The following is a 16,680-nucleotide window of genomic DNA, read 5'->3' as shown; positions in this document are numbered from 1 at the left end:
CCGCTCCTACAGGAGTGCGCGCAGCGGCTTAGAGGTCGCCATAGCCCAGCGAACGCAGGGCGCGCTCGTCGTCGGACCAGCCGCCTTTGACCTTGACCCAGAGGTTGAGCATGACCTTGGAGTCGAACAGCACTTCCATGTCCTTGCGTGCTTCAGAACCAATGCGTTTGATACGCTCGCCCTTGTCACCAATGATGATCTTCTTCTGGCCATCACGCTCGACCAGGATCAGTGCATGGATGTGCAGCACGTGGCCCTGCTGCTTGAACTCTTCGATTTCCACGGTGATCTGGTACGGCAGCTCTGCGCCCAGCTGGCGCATGATCTTCTCGCGCACCAGTTCGGCGGCGAGGAAGCGGCTGCTGCGGTCGGTGATCTGGTCTTCAGGGAAGAAATGATCGTTTTCCGGCAGGTGCTTGGCGATCTGGGCTTCCAGCGCTTCCAGGTTGTGGCCCTGCTGCGCGGAAATCGGCATCACTTCAGCGTTTGGCAGTTGCTCCTGCAGCCACTGCAGGTGCGGGATCAAATCGGCCTTCTCTTCCATGCGGTCGGTCTTGTTGACCGCAATGATCAGTGGGCCGGTCACGTACTGCACGCGCTCGAGCACCAGCTGGTCCTCGTCGGTCCATTTGGTGCGGTCGACCACGAAGATCACCACGTCGACGTCCTTCAGGGCCGCCGAGGCGTTGCGGTTCATGTAGCGATTCAAGGCCTTGTCGTTGGCCTTGTGCATGCCCGGGGTATCCACGTAGATCGCCTGCACGTCACCCTCGGTCTTGATGCCGAGCATGTTGTGGCGAGTGGTCTGCGGCTTGCGCGAGGTGATCGCCAGCTTCTGGCCGAGGATGTGGTTGAGCAGGGTCGACTTGCCCACGTTCGGGCGGCCGACGATGGCCACGTAACCGCAGCGGGTCGGATTGTTATCAGTCATTGCCATTCTCCACGCCCAGGGCGATCAATGCAGCAGCGGCGGCGACTTGCTCGGCGATACGCCGGCTGACGCCCTGGCCACGGCTCTTGTTGTTCAGCAGCACCACTTCGCATTCGACGAAGAAGGTACGGCAGTGCGGTTCGCCCTGGATATCGACCACCTCGTAACGCGGCAGCTCGCAGCTGCGCGATTGCAGGAATTCCTGCAGGCGGGTTTTCGGGTCCTTGTTGGTGTCGACCAGGGTCAGGCCTTCGAACTCGTCGGTCAGCCAGGCGAGGACACGCTCGCGCGCGGTCTGCATGTCCGCGTCCAGATAGATTGCCCCGATCAGCGCCTCCAGGGCGTCGGCCAGGATCGATTCACGGCGGAAGCCACCGCTCTTGAGCTCACCCGAGCCCAGGCGCAGGTAATCGCCCAGGTCGAAACCACGGGCCAGGCGGGCCAGGGTCTCGCCCTTGACCAGACGGGCGCGCAGGCGCGACAGCTGGCCTTCGCGGGCCTGCGGGAAGCGCTCGAACAGCGCCTCGCCGGCGACGAAGTTGAGAATGGCGTCACCGAGGAACTCCAGGCGCTCGTTGTTGCGCCCGGCGTAGCTGCGGTGAGTCAGGGCCAGCAGCATCTGCTCCTGGTTCTTGAAGGTGTAGCCGAGCTTGCGCTCGAGACGGGCAAGGGAAGCACTCATGCAGCCACCCGTTGGTTGTTCAACGCGTTGTTCAAATCAACATCCTGAAAGACTGTTTGGCTGTGGTCCGTCGCGGTGGGCGACGAATCTCTCGATCCCTGAGAACACAGCCTATGTCAGAAATGCATTCGGCGCTGTCTGCAGGACAGCGCCGAAGGGTATCAATGGATCAGGCCGACCCGCGACAGGTTGGGCAAGTGGCTGAGTTTTGGCTCTGGCCAGCTCATCCATACCGCGAAGGCCTTGCCGACGATGTTCCGGTCCGGAACCATGCCGTGCAGTTCTTTCGGGATTTTCGGGTCATCCCAGTAACGGCTGTCGTTGGAGTTGTCGCGGTTGTCGCCCATCATGAAGTAATGGCCGGCAGGCACGGTCCATTGCTGGTCCGGCGGCATGCGATAACGGGTCATCTCCTTGCGGATCAGGTGCTCGGCTTCGCCGAGCTTTTCCTTGTACAGCTCGGCGCTGCCCAAGGTACCTGGCTCGGCGCCGACCAGCTGCTCGGCGATCGGCTGGCCGTTGACGAACAGCCGCTTGTCGCTGGTGTAGCTGATCTTGTCGCCCGGCAGGCCGACCACGCGCTTGATGTAGTTGACGTTCGGGTCGCTTGGGTAGCGGAACACCATTACATCGCCGCGTTGCGGGTCACCGACCTCGATGACCTTCTTGTCGATCACCGGCAGACGAATGCCGTAGGAGAACTTGTTCACCAGAATGAAATCGCCCACTTCCAGGGTCGGCTTCATCGACCCCGAAGGGATCTGGAACGGCTCGACCAGGAACGAGCGCAATACCAGCACGATGAACAGCACCGGGAAGAACGACTTACCGTACTCGACCAGCAACGGCTCCTTGCTCAGGCGTTCGACCACCGCCATTTCTGGCTGGGTGACGCTGCCCTGGTAGGTGGCGATCGCTGCCCGCCGGCGCGGGGCCAGGAACAGCAGATCGATCAAGCCCAGCAGACCGCAGACGAAGACGGCGATGACTAGCAACAGCGGGAAATTTAGCGACATAGGACCTAGCTATCCAACCTGAGCACGGCGAGGAAGGCTTCCTGTGGAATCTCCACGTTGCCCACCTGTTTCATGCGTTTCTTACCGGCCTTCTGCTTCTCCAGCAGTTTCTTCTTACGGCTGACGTCACCACCGTAGCACTTGGCCAGTACGTTCTTTCTGAGTGCCTTGACGGTCGTCCGCGCGATGATCTGGCCGCCAATGGCTGCCTGGATCGCCACGTCGAACATCTGCCGAGGGATCAGCTCCTTCATCTTCTCGGTCAACGCACGGCCTTTGTAGGCCGCGTTGTCGCGGTGCACGATCAATGCCAGGGCATCGACCTTGTCGCCGTTGATCAGTACATCCAGCTTGACCAGGTTGGCCGACTGGTAGCGATCGAAATGATAGTCCAGCGAAGCATAGCCGCGGCTGGTGGACTTCAGGCGGTCGAAGAAGTCCAGTACCACTTCGTTCATCGGCATGTCATAGCGCACCTGCACCTGGCTGCCGAGGAACTGCATGTCGCGCTGCACGCCACGCTTCTCGATGCACAGGGTGATGACGTTACCCAGGTGCTCCTGCGGCACGAGGATGGTCGCGGTGACGATCGGCTCGCGGAAATCTGCCACGGCTGAAACATCCGGCAGCTTAGACGGGTTATCGACGACAATGGTCTCACCGGTCTTGAGTTCGAGCTCGTAGATCACGCTTGGCGCGGTGGTGATCAGGTCCAGGTCGTATTCGCGCTCCAGGCGCTCCTGGATGATCTCCATGTGCAGCATGCCGAGGAAGCCGCAACGGAAGCCGAAGCCCAGGGCGTCGGAGCTTTCCGGCATGTATTGCAGCGACGAGTCGTTGAGGGTCAGCTTCTGCAGGGCGTCGCGGAAGTCTTCGAAGTCGTCGGAGCTGACCGGGAACAGGCCGGCGTAGACCTGCGGCTGAATTTTCTTGAAGCCTGGCAGCACCTCGACCTCGGGGGTCGTGGACAGGGTCAGGGTGTCACCCACCGGCGCACCGTGAATGTCCTTGATGCTGGCGATGATGAAGCCTACTTCACCGGCCTTCAGGTCGGCGGTCTGGGTGTGCTTCGGGGTGAACACACCGACGCTGTCGACCAGATGCACCTTGCCGGTGGACTTGACCAGGATCTTGTCGCCTTTCTTGACGCGGCCGTGGCGCACACGCACCAGCGAGACAACGCCCAGGTAGTTGTCGAACCAGGAGTCGATGATCAGCGCCTGCAGCGGCGCCTCGATATCGCCTTCCGGCGCGGGGATGGTCTGTACCAGGCGCTCGAGCACCTCGTCCACGCCCATGCCGCTTTTGGCACTGCAGGCCACGGCGTCGGTGGCGTCAATGCCGATGATCTTCTCGATCTCGTCCTTGACGCGGTCTGGGTCGGCCTGCGGCAGGTCCATCTTGTTGAGGACCGGCATCACCTCCAGGCCCTGCTCGATGGCGGTGTAGCAGTTGGCCACGGACTGGGCTTCGACGCCCTGGCCGGCGTCTACCACCAGCAGCGCACCTTCACAGGCCGCCAGCGAACGCGAGACTTCGTAGGTGAAGTCGACGTGGCCGGGGGTGTCGATGAAGTTCAGCTGGTAGACCTTGCCGTCCTGCGCCTTGTAGTTGAGCGTGACGCTGTGGGCCTTGATGGTGATACCGCGTTCGCGCTCCAGGTCCATGGAGTCCAGTACCTGGGCTTCCATTTCGCGCGCCGACAGGCCACCGCACATTTGAATGAAACGGTCGGCCAGCGTCGACTTGCCATGGTCGATGTGGGCGATGATGGAGAAATTGCGGATATGACTCAAATCACTCACGGGTCAACACTCGGAAAAGGCTGCGAGCCGGACGCCCGCCGAAAAATAGCCGGGAATTGTACCTTAAGCCGGTGGGTTATGGGAGATTCCTCTATCGGACTGTACACAGCATTTGCATCCGCAATTGTGAACTTTCATGAAAAAGGGCAGCCGAAGCTGCCCTTTCCTACCCTTGAGCCCGCTTATTCAGCGAGTTTGAAGGTGATGAAGCTGGCACGCCCCTGACGCAGCACGCGCATCGACACCGAACGGTTCTTCGGCAGGTCCTTGGCGATTTCGGTGAACTGCTTGGCCGAAGCGACCGCCTGGTTGTTCAGGTGGCTGATGACGTCACCCGGGCGCAGCCCGATCATCGCGGCCGGGCCATCCTGGACTTCCTTGATGACCACGCCGCCCTTCAGCTCCAGGGTTTTCTTCTGCTCGGCGGTGAGGTCCGAGACCGACACACCCAGGCGGTTGCTGTTGCGCTCGGCGCCGCCTTCAGGGCCGCTGCCGGCTGCGATGTCGGCATCGTCATCCGGCATCGGGCCGACGGCAACGTCCAGGGTCTGGCGCTTGCCGTTGCGGATGATCTCGAGCTTGGCCTTCTCGCCGTCCTTCAGGCTGCCAACCAGGTGTGGCAGGTCAGCCGACATGACGATCGGCTGGCCGTTCATGCTCAGGATCACGTCACCCACCTGCAGGCCACCTTTGGCTGCCGGGCCGTTTTCCAGCACCTGCGCCACCAGGGCGCCAGCCGGTTTGTCGAGGCCGAACGATTCAGCCAGGTCCTTGTTGACCTCCTGAATCACCACGCCCAACCAGCCGCGACTGACCTTGCCGTCTTTCTTCAGCTGGTTGGACACATCGATGGCCACGTCGATCGGGATGGCGAAGGACAGGCCCATGAAACCGCCGGAGCGGGTGAAGATCTGCGAGTTGATACCGACCACTTCGCCCTTCATGTTGAACAACGGGCCGCCGGAGTTACCCGGGTTGATGGCCACGTCGGTCTGGATGAACGGTACATAGGTATCGTTGGGCAGGGTCCGCCCCTTGGCGCTGACGATACCTTTGGTCACCGAGTGGTCGAAGCCGAACGGCGAACCGATGGCCAACACCCACTCACCGACCTTGAGTTTCTCGGAGTCACCCAGCTTGACGGTCGGCAGGTTCTTGCCCTCGACCTTGAGCAGGGCCACGTCGGTGCGCGGGTCGGTGCCGATCAGCTTGGCCTGCAGCTCACTGCGGTCCGACAGGCGGACGATGATCTCGTCAGCATCGGCAACCACGTGGTTGTTGGTCAGTACATAGCCATCGCTGGAAATGATGAAGCCCGAACCCAGCGACATGGCCTCGCGCTGGCGATCACCACGTGGCGAACGGGGCTGCTGCGGCATGTTGCGCTCGAAGAACTCGCGGAACATCGGTGGCAAGCCTTCAAGGTCCGGCATCTGCCCAGAGGCGACGCGGTCCGGCAGCTTCTGCTTGGTACTGATGTTGACCACCGCCGGCGAGGCCTGCTCGACCAGGGTGGTGAAGTCCGGCAGGGCTTCCTCGGCCTGGGCGCTGAGCACCTGGCCGAGCATCAGCACAGCGGCGAACATCGTTAGGTAGGATTTCAAGCGTGGTATTGACATACGGCTCCCGTCACAACGAGCGGTAGTTGGAAATAGCCCTGCCCAAAGCAGGAAAGGCCAGACTCCTAGAAGCCTGACCTATAGAAAATTTGCCGAAAGATTGCAAATGACAATGCTTTAATTTCATTTCAGCCGCATGTCCGTTGACCTGTGCATTGCCCTTGAACCGGCTCGCAAGAACGCGCCATCACTGGCGCGCCTGGGCGTCCTGAGGGCGCATCGACAACGCGACACGTTCTGCCGTACCCAGCGGAATCTCGCCAACCACGGTGACCTGCACCTTGCCCTTGGGTGTGTTCAGGCGGCGCGAAACGGCCGAGGTCGGGCCAAGCTGGGTACGCACATCGGCACCGGCATCATCCTTCACGGGCTCGAGGAACACCGAGAAACGGGCCAGGCCATCGTCATACATCAGGCTGCTGATCGAACTGTTGCGCTCAGGATCGCGGCGCACCGTACTGTTGATCAGTTCAAAACCCGGCGGCAGCCAGTCTGAACGCCAACCGGCGACGGCTTCACTGGCGCTGCTTGCCACCCGCTCGATCGGCTTGCAGGCGGCACTGGCTTGCAGGTCATGGTCGCTGGGCAGGTCGTCGGTATCCAGACGGGTCATCTGGAAGCGCTCGAGCAACTGCCCCTTGTCATTGAGCATCAATGAGCGCAGTGGCAGGCCGGTACGGCGGTCCAGATGGAGTTCGAAAGCGTAGCGATGCTGGTCGCGGGGCGTCAGCGTGACAATCACGGCGTCGCGGTCAGCAACCCTTGATTTGCCCGCCACGCTCAGGTCGTACCAGCTCATCAGCTTGAGGGGATCGAGCGAGCGCTGCGCGGCATCAGGCGGGTTGGTAACCCCATTAGCCCCGCCTGCCAGGGCACCACTCACGCACTGCACCTTGCCATCCACGCGCACGATTTCCTGGGCGGCACCATCGAGCTGCAGAAGCCGCTCGCTGACCTTGCCATCCTGAACGCGATGCCAGATATCGTGGGAAGAGAAGCTGCCGTTACGTTCGTAGACGAAGGAGCCCTGGTAACTTTGCTTCTGCTCGGCCTGTGCCAGCTTGTTCAGCCATTCGCTCGCCTCGGGCGATGAGTTGGCCGCCAACGCTGGCACCGTCATGCAGCTGCCTATCAGCAGCGACAGGAGAGGTAGCGCGCGCATGATCCTCCTTACTTAGCGGTTTTCCAGGCTGGCGGCGCGGGCATACGGCAGGGCGGTTTCAGTGCCCTTGAGCGCGGATTCCTGCGCGTGCTGGCGCAGATAACCTGGCAGACGCTGATCCCAGCCGGCCTGGTTCTGCAGCACGCCGTTGGCCATCGGCCCGGTCGGTTGCTCACTGCTTTCACTATAGCCTGCCAAAACCGCCGGGCCCTGACTTTGTGGCATGCTCAGGCCTTGCTGTGCAGGCTGCTGGGCAGCCAGCTCGGCACCGGTGATTTCGTCCTGGTTGTACATGCGCACGCCAGCCAGCACCGCTACGGTGACCGAGGCAGCGACGGCCAGGCGGCCAATGCTGCGCCACGGGCCCTGCTTGACCTTGGCCGGCACGGCTTCATCAGCCAGCGCGGCGGACACCGCCGAGGCGATATCCAGTTTGGGCAGCAGCAGCTCCTTGTGCATCGCTGCGCGGGCTACCTGGTAACGCGACCAGGTGGCACGGGTTTCGGCATCGTCGACGGCATTCAACACCCGACGCAATTCCAGTTCGTCCGCTTCGTTATCCATCACCGCGGACAGCGATTCCTGCAAAGCTTCACGACTCATGGCGGTTCCTCTCTTGGCTGTCGCCGCTGTCTCAGGTTTCCTGCAACAACGGCTGCAGGGCTTTGTCTATGGCCTCCCGAGCGCGGAAGATTCGAGAGCGCACGGTACCCACCGGACATTGCATGACGCTGGCAATGTCTTCGTAACTCAATCCGTCAAATTCACGCAGGGTCAAAGCCGTGCGCAGATCTTCGGGCAGTTGCTGGATGGTGCGATGGACAGTGCCTTCGATTTCATCCCGCAACAACGAGCGCTCTGGGGACTCGAGATCCTTGAGACCATGATCGCCGTCGTAAAACTCCGCATCCTCGGAGCTCACATCGCTGTCTGGTGGCCGTCTTCCACGGGACACCAGGTAGTTCTTCGCCGTGTTGATGGCGATGCGGTACAGCCAGGTATAAAACGCACTGTCACCGCGGAAATTGCCAAGCGCACGGTAGGCCTTGATAAAGGCTTCCTGCGCCACATCCTGGGCCTCGTGGGTGTCGTGAACGAACCGCACGATCAACCCTAGAATCTTGTGCTGATACTTCAGCACCAACAGATCGAACGCTCGCCTGTCTCCGCGTTGCACACGCTCGACAAGCTGCTGATCCTCTTCCTGGGTTAGCATGAACACTCCTCAGTGAACTCGAAGGAGCGTGGCAACAGCCTTTGTTCGGGCTTGCAACCATAGACTCGGGCTTTGCGCAAAAGTTCTCCCCTCCAAGCAAGTTTCCTGCGGCCCTTGGTCGGCTCGCACGGAAGACGCGGCGCGGTCACGGCCCGCTGCGTCGATAATCAGGTTTCGAATACGCAGGTGTCAGCCCGGATAGAGCTGCCGCCCCGCGTCGCCGCGGCAAATTGTGGCGTGCGGACAGCCTTCATAGGATTTCCGGCCGTGTCGGAAAGTTCCCGCAAAGATTGACGCAACGCCCCAACTGGCATGGAAATTGGTTGCCGCAGGCTGCTATAAAGGCAGCCCGGCCAGCATTCACGATAGTTTCACATTGCCATCTGCACGTGACTATTGTGCCGCGCCCTTTCCAAAGATTACTAGTGTCCCGACATGAGCCAACAATTCCAACATGATGTCCTGGTGATCGGCAGCGGCGCAGCCGGTCTGAGCCTGGCACTTAACCTTCCCGGCCACTTGCGCATTGCCGTGCTGAGCAAGGGCGACCTGGCCAACGGCTCGACCTTCTGGGCCCAAGGCGGGGTCGCTGCCGTGCTGGACAATACCGACACTGTGCAGTCGCATGTCGAGGACACCCTCAATGCCGGTGGCGGCCTGTGCGACGAAGAGGCGGTTCGCTTTACCGTCGAGCACAGCCGTGAAGCCATCGAATGGCTCATCGAGCAAGGCGTACCTTTTACCCGCGATGAACACTACAGCGTCGATGATGGCGGTTTCGAATTTCACCTGACCCGCGAGGGTGGCCACAGCCACCGGCGCATCATCCATGCTGCCGATGCCACCGGTGCGGCGATTTTCACCACCTTGCTGGAGCAAGCCCGCAAGCGCCCGAACATCGAGTTGCTGGAGCAGCGCGTGGCGGTCGACCTGATCACCGAACGCCGCCTGGGCCTGGCGGGCGATCGCTGCCTGGGCGCCTACGTGCTGAACCGCAACAGCGGCGAAGTCGACACCTTCGGCGCACGCTTCACCGTGCTGGCCACCGGCGGCGCGGCCAAGGTCTACCTCTATACCAGCAACCCCGACGGCGCCTGCGGTGATGGCATCGCCATGGCCTGGCGCGCCGGCTGCCGGGTAGCCAACCTGGAATTCAACCAGTTCCACCCGACCTGCCTGTATCACCCGCAGGCCAAGAGCTTCCTGGTCACCGAGGCCTTGCGTGGCGAAGGTGCGTTGTTGCGCCTGCCCAATGGCGAGCGCTTCATGCCGCGCTTCGACCCGCGAGAAGAGCTGGCCCCTCGCGACATCGTCGCCCGCGCCATCGACCACGAAATGAAGCGCCTGGGCGTCGATTGTGTCTACCTGGACATCACCCACAAGCCGGCTGACTTCATCAAGAACCATTTCCCGACCGTCTACGAGCGTTGCCTGGCTTTTGGCATCGACATCACTCGCCAGCCGATCCCGGTGGTTCCGGCGGCGCATTACACCTGTGGCGGTGTGATGGTCGACGACCGTGGCCATACCGATGTACCCGGCCTGTACGCTATCGGCGAAACCAGTTTCACTGGCTTGCATGGCGCCAACCGCATGGCCAGCAACTCGCTGCTGGAATGCTTTGTCTATGGCCGTGCCGCAGCAGCGGACATTGAAGCGCATCTGGACCAGATCGCCATGCCCAGGGCCCTGCCCTGCTGGGATGCCAGCCAGGTGACCGACTCGGACGAAGACGTGATCATTGCGCACAACTGGGATGAACTGCGGCGCTTCATGTGGGACTACGTGGGTATCGTGCGCACCAGCAAACGCCTGCAGCGCGCCGAACACCGCGTTCGCCTGCTGCTCGACGAGATCGACGAGTTCTACAGCAACTACAAGGTCAGCCGCGACCTGATCGAACTACGCAACCTGGCCCAGGTGGCGGAGCTGATGATCCGCTCTGCGATGCAGCGCAAGGAAAGCCGCGGGCTGCATTACACGCTGGATTATCCAGGGATGCTGCCCGAGGCCAAGGACACCATCCTCAGCCCGATCTGATACAGCTGTCGAACCGGCGCCGACTGAACTTCAGCCTCACCCGCAAACGCCGGTGCAGGTCAGCCCCCAGGGCATCTCGAGGCACGCACTGGCTCTCGCCAAGCCAGTGCCCTGCCCTGACGAACCGCAGCACCACCAACCCCGGCAGCGCCACACTGTCGCGGCACAAACGAACCGGCTGCCAGCCTTGCGCCCGGTTGAACACGCGCCAGCCCAAAGGGTCACGGCGCAGGCCGGTAACGGCACGGGCATCCGTCAGCAGAATACGGCGGGGAATGGCCCAGCAGGCGTGGGCAATACAAGCGCAAAGAACACAAAGGCCAAGCCACCAGGGCAGCGGGCTCAGCCACAAGACCAGTAGCGCCAGCACCTGGCAACCCAGGTAGGCCGCCAGCAACAGGCGCGAGCCCTGCCAACGGCACTCGAAATACTCACTTGGGCTGGACACGGTCCAGAATGATGCGGACCATGCGCTGCAGTTCCGGGTCTTCCGACTCGGTACGCTCCATGAACCAGCCGAACATGTCCTGGTCTTCACAGCTCAACAGGCGGACATAAAGTTCGCGGTCGGCTTCGCTCAGGGTCGGGTAGACCTCCTGGGTGAATGGCACCAGCAGTACGTCCAGTTCCAGCATGCCGCGGCGGCTGTGCCAGAAAAGCCGGTTGAGTTCAGTTTGTTCGACCATGGGGCCCTCCTCGAATGGTCGCGCAGTATACCGCGCAGTGAACGAAGCGGCACAGGGCGTTGGTCTAGTCACCTACCTATTTTGTTACTGGCGTTCTATGATGGCCGCCAGTCTTTAGCCACCGCGATGACCCATGGCCGATTCCGCTTTCTTCAGCCCCCTGTCCCACGAGGGCATCCTCGCCGTCCGCGGCTCCGACGCCGGCAAGTTCCTGCAGGGCCAGCTGACCTGCAACATCAACTACCTCAGCCCCGAGCACGCCAGCCTCGGCGCGCGCTGCATGGTCAAGGGGCGCATGCAGTCGAGCTTCCGCATCCTGCCCGAGGGCAATGGCTACCTGCTGGCCATGGCCAGCGAGTTGCTGGAGCTGCAACTGGCCGACCTGAAGAAGTACGCCGTGTTTTCCAAGGCCACGCTCACTGACGAGAGTGCGGCCTGGGCACGCTTCGGCCTGCAAGGTGGCGCCGCCGCGCTGCAGGCATTGGGGCTGGAGGTTCCGGCTGCAGCAGGGAGCACCGTACGCCATGATGGCCTGATCGCTATTGCCGTCAGCGCAGATCGCGTGGAGCTCTGGGTACCGGCAGATCAGGCCGCCAGCGTTCGCCAACAGCTGGCAGCCACGTTGCCGGAAGGCAACCTCAACGACTGGCTGCTTGGGCAGGTGCGCGCAGGTATCGGCCAGGTCATGGGCCCGACCCGTGAGCTGTTCATCCCACAGATGATCAACCTGCAGGCTGTCGATGGCGTGAGCTTCAAGAAGGGCTGCTACACCGGCCAGGAAATCGTCGCGCGCATGCAGTACCTGGGCAAGCTCAAGCGCCGCCAGTACCGCCTGGCGCTCGAACAGCAGGATATTCCGGCACCCGGTACGGAAATATTCTCGCCGACCCATGGCTCGTCAGTTGGCGAGGTGGTAATCGCCGCCAGCACCGGCCAGGGTTGCGAGCTGCTGGCAGTACTGAGCGCTGAATCGGTAGAGGACGACAACCTGCACCTGGGCAGCCTGGAAGGCCCGCGCCTGCAGGTACTGACCCTGCCGTACGAGCTGGACCGCGACCGGGAAATCCAGCGCTGAACAATGCACCACCCTTGCCGTTGAGACGTTCATGAACAAGCTGGCCGAGATGGTTCAAGCGCAGTTGCTGGCTGCCATCGACAACGATGACCTGGTTCTGCCAACCCTGCCCGAGGTTGCCCTGAGCATTCGCGAGGCGGCTGAAGACAGTGAAATCAGCGTTGCCGCTTTGAGCAAGGTGATCGGGCGCGACGCTGCCCTGTCGGCGCGCCTGATCAAGGTGGTCAACAGCCCCCTGTTGCGCGCAGCGGTCGAAGTCACCGACCTGCACACGGCCATCACGCGCCTGGGCATCAACTACAGCTGCAACCTGGCCATCGGCCTGGTGATCGAACAGATCTTCCATGCCCGCTCGTCTGCGGTTGAGCAAAAGCTACGGGATATCTGGTCGAACAGCCTTGAAGTGGCGGGCATCAGCTATGAACTGTGCCGCCGCTATACTCAGCTGAAACCTGACCAGGCGACCCTCGGCGGGCTGGTCAACCAGATCGGTGCGCTGCCGGTGCTGATCTACGCCGAAGAACACAACGAGCTGCTTTCCGACCCGGTCTGCCTGCACTATGTGATCGAGCAGATCCAGCCGGTGCTGGGGGATAAGATTCTGTCTTCGTGGGAGTTTCCCGAGCAATTGGTCAACCTGCCAAGCCAGGTGCAAGACCTGGACCGGCGCACCGACAAGGTCGATTACATCGATGTGGTACAGATCGCCAAGTGCCTGAGCCAGCGCGGGCGTAGCCGACCATTGCCGGCGTTGCCGGCCTATCGGCACCTTGGATTGCCGTACGGGACCGAACTGGAGATTGCCGAGTTGCTGGAAGCACGGAGCATGTTGCGCTGACTCTTACTGCCTGCACTGGCCTCTTCGCGGGTAAACCCGCGAAGAGGCCAGTGCAGGATAAAGATCAGTCGGCGATGAAACTCACCCTCACCTTCAACCCACCTTTCTCACCATCATGCAGGCTGATCTGCGCCAGGTGCGCCCTGCAGATCTCACCGACGATGGCCAACCCCAGCCCGCTGCCTTGCACACCCCGCCGATAGAAACGCTCGAACACCCGTTCGCGCTCATCTTCGGGAATCCCGGGCCCATCGTCTTCGACCTCCAGCACCGCCGGCGCCAGCACCCGCAGAATCACGTTGCCGCCCGCCGGGGTATGCGCCAGCGCATTGTCCACCAGGTTGCTGAGCAGCTCGTTAAGCAACGTCGGCTCACCTTTCAACCACACTGGCGCCTCGGCCTCCAGCGCCAAGGCTACGCCCCGGTTGTACGCCAATGGCGCCATGGCCATGCCCAGTTCACGGGCCAGCTGGCTCAGGTCCAGGCGCTGGGCACCGCCTTCGGCAATCGCCCGGGCACCGTTTTCAACCCGCGCCAGCGACAACAACTGATTGGCCAGATGCGTCAGGCGGTCGGTACCCTGTGCAGCCGACTCCAAGGTCTGCCGCCACTCTTCAGGCTGCTGCGAGCGCAACCCCAGCTCGACTCGCGCCTTCAGCGCCGCCAGCGGCGTGCGCAGTTCGTGGGCAGCCTCGGCGATGAACTGTGCCTGGCGCTCGAACTGCCCGCGCAAACGCTCAGTGAAGTGGTTCAAGGCACGCACCAGTGGGCTCAGCTCGCGCTGTACCTGCACCACTGGCAGCGCCCGCAGGTCATCCGGCTGGCGCTCTTCAACCGCCGTGCGCAGGCGCTCCAGCGGGCGCAACGCCGCGCTCACCGCAAACCACACCATCACCAGCGCGCCCAGCGCCAGCATGCCCAGGCGCAGCAAGGTGTCAGCCATCAGCCCGCGGGCCATGCGCACCCGCGCCTCTTCGGTCTCGGCCACGCGGATTTCCGCCATGCCGTTCATGTTCGGCTCGCTCACTGCCTTCAGCAGGCTGACCACACGCACATCCTGGCCGAGGTAGGTGGCGTCGTAGAAGCGCGCCAGTGCCGGATAGTCGTCGGTGCGCGGTGTGCCTGGCGGCGGTGGCGGCAGGTGCTCGTAGCCGGAAATCAGCTTCTGGTTGATGTCCAGCACCTGGTAGTAGATACGCCCGGCGCTGTCGTAGGCGAAGGTGTCCAGCGCCACGTAGGGCACATCGGCACTGAGGCTGCCATCCCGCTGCGACAGCCCGGCGGCGATGGTCCGCGCCGAAGCCAGCAAGGTGCGGTCGTAGGCGGTATCGGCGGCTTCGCGACCATTCCAGTAGGCGCTCAGGCCGCTGGCCAGCATCAACACCACCAGCAACAGCGCCAGGTTGCCCAGCAGCCGCCCGCGCAAGCTGCCGTTATCACGCATCACGGTGCTCGAGCAGGTAACCCAGGCCGCGGAAGGTGACGATGGCGACCGGGTAGGCATCGAGCTTCTTGCGCAAGCGGTGTATGTAGATTTCGATGGCGTCCGGGCTGGCTTCTTCATCCAGGCCGAAAACCTGGGCGGCCAGCTGTTCCTTGCTCATCACCCGACCGGGGCGGGCGATCAAGGCTTCGAGCACGCTCTGTTCGCGCGAGGTCAGGGTCAGGTTGTCCTCGCCGAGGCTGAAGCGGCGGGTGTCCAGGTCGTAGACCAGCGGCCCGCAGCGCTGCTGGCGTTCGCCACCGAGCACGCTGCGCCTGAGCAGAGCTTTTACCCGTGCTTCCAGCTCGGTTAGCTCGAAAGGCTTGGCAAGATAATCGTCGGCGCCAAGGTTCAGACCATGCACGCGGTCCTTCACATCGCTGCGAGCCGTGAGCATCAGCACCGGCAGGGTCTTGCCCCGGCCGCGCAGGCGCGCCAAGACCTCGAAGCCGTCCATGCGCGGCAGGCCCACGTCGAGCACGGCGACAGCGTATTCCTCGCTGGCCAGGGCCAGGTCGGCAGCCACGCCGTCATGCAATACATCCACGGTCAGGCCCTGGCTTTTCAAGGCCTGGGCCACGCTTTCGGCCAGTTGCAGATGGTCTTCGACCAGCAGCACACGCATCGGATTCTCCCTGCTCGGGTGGGGCGGTGGCGCGGAGTGTACCGCCGTCCTCAAGCCTGTGAAGCCCCTTGTAACAAACCTTTCACGCTGAAAGGTTAGCGAAAGGTTCATTACCTAGCATCGCACCACGGTCGCTCCACGCGCCGAAAAAAGCACCAGCAAGGTGCAACGAATAAGAACAAAAAAACGGAGTCATCCCGATGCTGTCATCACAGCCTCAGGCGTTCGCGCCTAGCCGTTCCCTGTCCGCACGCCCTTCTGCCTACACCTGCGCCCTTGCACTTGCCGGTGTTGCCCCGCTGAGCCAGGCCGCCTTCTTCGAAGACAGCACGGCCACCTTCGAAACCCGCAACATGTACTTCAACCGCGACTTCCGCGACGGCACCAGCGCGCAGCAATCCAAGCGCGACGAATGGGCCCAGGGCTTCATGCTCAACTTCGAGTCCGGTTACACCGACGGCCCTGTGGGTTTCGGCCTGGATGCGCTGGGCATGCTGGGCATCAAGCTCGACTCCAGCCCCGACCGCACCGACACCGGCCTGCTGCCGACCCACGATGACGGCAAGGCCGCCGACGAGTATTCCAAGCTCGGCCTGACTGGCAAGGTGAAAGTGTCGAAGACCGAACTGAAGATCGGCACTCTGATCCCTGAACTGCCGACTTTGCAGCCCAACGACGGCCGCATCCTGCCGCAAACCTTCGAGGGCGGCCTGCTAACCTCCCAGGAAATCAAGGGCCTTACCTTCACCGGCGGGCGCCTGGACAAGGCCAAGGACCGTAACGACACCAACTGGGAAGACCTGGCCCTCAACAACAAGAACGGCCGCTTCGGTGGCACTTTCAGCGCCGACAACCTCGACCTGGCCGGCCTGGACTACAAGTTCACCGACCGCATCACCGGCAGCTACCACTTCGCCCAGCTCGATGACATCTACCGCCAGCACTTCATCGGCATGCTCGCCACCCAGCCGTGGGGCCCGGGCACCTTCGGCGCCGACGTGCGCCTGGCAATCAGCGACGATGCCGGCGCGGCCAAGGCCGGGCGGATCGACAACACCACCTTCAACACGATGCTCAGCTACAGCCTGGGCGGGCACAAGGTCAGCGCCGCCTGGCAGCAACTGTCGGGCGACAGCGCATTCCCCTACATCGATGGCGCCGACCCATACCTGGTCAACTTCGTCCAGATCAACGACTTCGCCGGTGCCGACGAACGCTCGTGGCAAGCACGCTACGACTACAACTTCGCCGCCCTCGGCGTCCCCGGCCTGACCTTCATGACCCGCTACATCAACGGCGACAACGTCAGCCGCGCCGCCGGTGGCGAGGGCAAGGAGTGGGAACGCAACACCGAACTGAAGTACGTGGTACAAAGCGGCCCGTTGAAGAACGTCGCCGTGCGCCTGCGCAACGCCACCTTCCGCTCCAACTTCGCCCGCGACGCGGATGAAGTGCGGTTGCTGGTGAGCTACAGCGTCGCGCTGTGGTAGCCCAATGCGGTA

Annotated in this window: 16 protein-coding genes; 4 read left to right on the top strand and 12 right to left on the bottom strand. The window is 62.5% G+C overall.

Going from position 1 to position 16,680, the window contains the following annotated elements; all coding sequences use genetic code 11:
* Positions 1-28: 28 nt before the first annotated feature.
* The 8 genes from era to rpoE form a co-directional block, all read right to left on the bottom strand.
* Positions 29-931 (bottom strand): GTPase Era, encoded by a 903-nt coding sequence (gene era / locus BUQ73_RS03880; RefSeq protein ID WP_079226745.1) that lies wholly within the window; start codon positions 929-931, stop codon positions 29-31.
* Positions 924-1,613, bottom strand: a complete 690-nt coding sequence (gene rnc / locus BUQ73_RS03875; RefSeq protein WP_027917873.1) for a ribonuclease III — start codon at positions 1,611-1,613, stop codon at positions 924-926. Before rnc ends, era begins: the two co-directional genes overlap by 8 nt.
* A 161-nt stretch (positions 1,614-1,774) precedes the next feature.
* Positions 1,775-2,629 (bottom strand): signal peptidase I, encoded by an 855-nt coding sequence (lepB, locus tag BUQ73_RS03870; RefSeq protein WP_079226744.1) that lies wholly within the window; start codon positions 2,627-2,629, stop codon positions 1,775-1,777.
* Positions 2,630-2,634: 5 nt separating this feature from the next.
* Positions 2,635-4,434, bottom strand: a complete 1,800-nt coding sequence (lepA, locus tag BUQ73_RS03865) for a translation elongation factor 4 (protein WP_079226743.1) — start codon at positions 4,432-4,434, stop codon at positions 2,635-2,637.
* A gap of 182 nt (positions 4,435-4,616) precedes the next feature.
* Positions 4,617-6,020 carry a DegQ family serine endoprotease gene (locus BUQ73_RS03860; protein WP_416171813.1) on the bottom strand — a complete coding sequence of 468 codons (1,404 nt, stop codon included), beginning with the start codon at positions 6,018-6,020 and terminating at the stop codon, positions 4,617-4,619.
* Positions 6,021-6,240: 220 nt separating this feature from the next.
* A complete protein-coding gene (locus tag BUQ73_RS03855) occupies positions 6,241-7,215 on the bottom strand; it encodes a MucB/RseB C-terminal domain-containing protein (RefSeq protein ID WP_079226741.1) in 975 nt (324 codons plus the stop codon).
* A 12-nt stretch (positions 7,216-7,227) separates the two neighbouring features.
* On the bottom strand, positions 7,228-7,818 hold the full coding sequence (locus BUQ73_RS03850; protein ID WP_027917878.1) for a sigma-E factor negative regulatory protein: 591 nt from the start codon (positions 7,816-7,818) through the stop codon (positions 7,228-7,230).
* Positions 7,819-7,849: 31 nt separating this feature from the next.
* Positions 7,850-8,431, bottom strand: coding sequence for an RNA polymerase sigma factor RpoE (gene rpoE, locus BUQ73_RS03845; protein ID WP_003252049.1), 582 nt, complete (start codon positions 8,429-8,431; stop codon positions 7,850-7,852).
* A 435-nt stretch (positions 8,432-8,866) separates the two neighbouring features.
* Here rpoE and nadB point away from each other — a divergent pair, with 435 nt between their 5' ends.
* The gene (gene nadB, locus BUQ73_RS03840) at positions 8,867-10,471 is read left to right on the top strand and encodes an L-aspartate oxidase (RefSeq protein WP_079226740.1); all 1,605 of its coding nucleotides are present in this window, start codon (positions 8,867-8,869) and stop codon (positions 10,469-10,471) included.
* Here nadB and BUQ73_RS03835 read toward each other — a convergent pair.
* A complete protein-coding gene (locus tag BUQ73_RS03835) occupies positions 10,458-10,919 on the bottom strand; it encodes a protein YgfX (protein WP_079226739.1) in 462 nt (153 codons plus the stop codon). The genes nadB and BUQ73_RS03835 overlap by 14 nt on opposite strands.
* On the bottom strand, positions 10,903-11,157 hold the full coding sequence (locus tag BUQ73_RS03830) for a succinate dehydrogenase assembly factor 2 (protein ID WP_008094993.1): 255 nt from the start codon (positions 11,155-11,157) through the stop codon (positions 10,903-10,905). The genes BUQ73_RS03835 and BUQ73_RS03830 overlap by 17 nt, the downstream gene beginning before the upstream one ends.
* A 133-nt stretch (positions 11,158-11,290) precedes the next feature.
* Here BUQ73_RS03830 and BUQ73_RS03825 point away from each other — a divergent pair, with 133 nt between their 5' ends.
* Both BUQ73_RS03825 and BUQ73_RS03820 read left to right on the top strand, forming a co-directional pair.
* The gene (locus tag BUQ73_RS03825; protein WP_079226738.1) at positions 11,291-12,232 is read left to right on the top strand and encodes a YgfZ/GcvT domain-containing protein; all 942 of its coding nucleotides are present in this window, start codon (positions 11,291-11,293) and stop codon (positions 12,230-12,232) included.
* Positions 12,233-12,263: 31 nt separating this feature from the next.
* Complete coding sequence (locus BUQ73_RS03820; protein ID WP_079226737.1) at positions 12,264-13,070, top strand: HDOD domain-containing protein; 807 nt, start codon at positions 12,264-12,266, stop codon at positions 13,068-13,070.
* A gap of 64 nt (positions 13,071-13,134) precedes the next feature.
* Here BUQ73_RS03820 and BUQ73_RS03815 read toward each other — a convergent pair whose 3' ends face one another.
* Positions 13,135-14,514 (bottom strand): sensor histidine kinase, encoded by a 1,380-nt coding sequence (locus tag BUQ73_RS03815; protein WP_027917883.1) that lies wholly within the window; start codon positions 14,512-14,514, stop codon positions 13,135-13,137.
* Entirely contained in the window at positions 14,507-15,178 is a 672-nt protein-coding gene (locus tag BUQ73_RS03810) for a response regulator (RefSeq protein ID WP_079226736.1), read from the bottom strand. Before BUQ73_RS03810 ends, BUQ73_RS03815 begins: the two co-directional genes overlap by 8 nt.
* 200 nt (positions 15,179-15,378) lie before the next feature.
* On the opposite strand from BUQ73_RS03810, the gene BUQ73_RS03805 reads away from it, so the two are divergent.
* On the top strand, positions 15,379-16,668 hold the full coding sequence (locus BUQ73_RS03805) for an OprD family porin (protein WP_079226735.1): 1,290 nt from the start codon (positions 15,379-15,381) through the stop codon (positions 16,666-16,668).
* Positions 16,669-16,680 lie beyond the last annotated feature (12 nt).

The organism is Pseudomonas putida (genome assembly GCF_002025705.1).
In the GTDB taxonomy this organism is placed as follows: Bacteria; Pseudomonadota; Gammaproteobacteria; order Pseudomonadales; family Pseudomonadaceae; genus Aquipseudomonas; species Aquipseudomonas putida_J.
The sequence above is the reverse complement of the archived record's forward strand: the minus strand, read 5'-3'. Positions and strand labels throughout refer to the sequence as shown.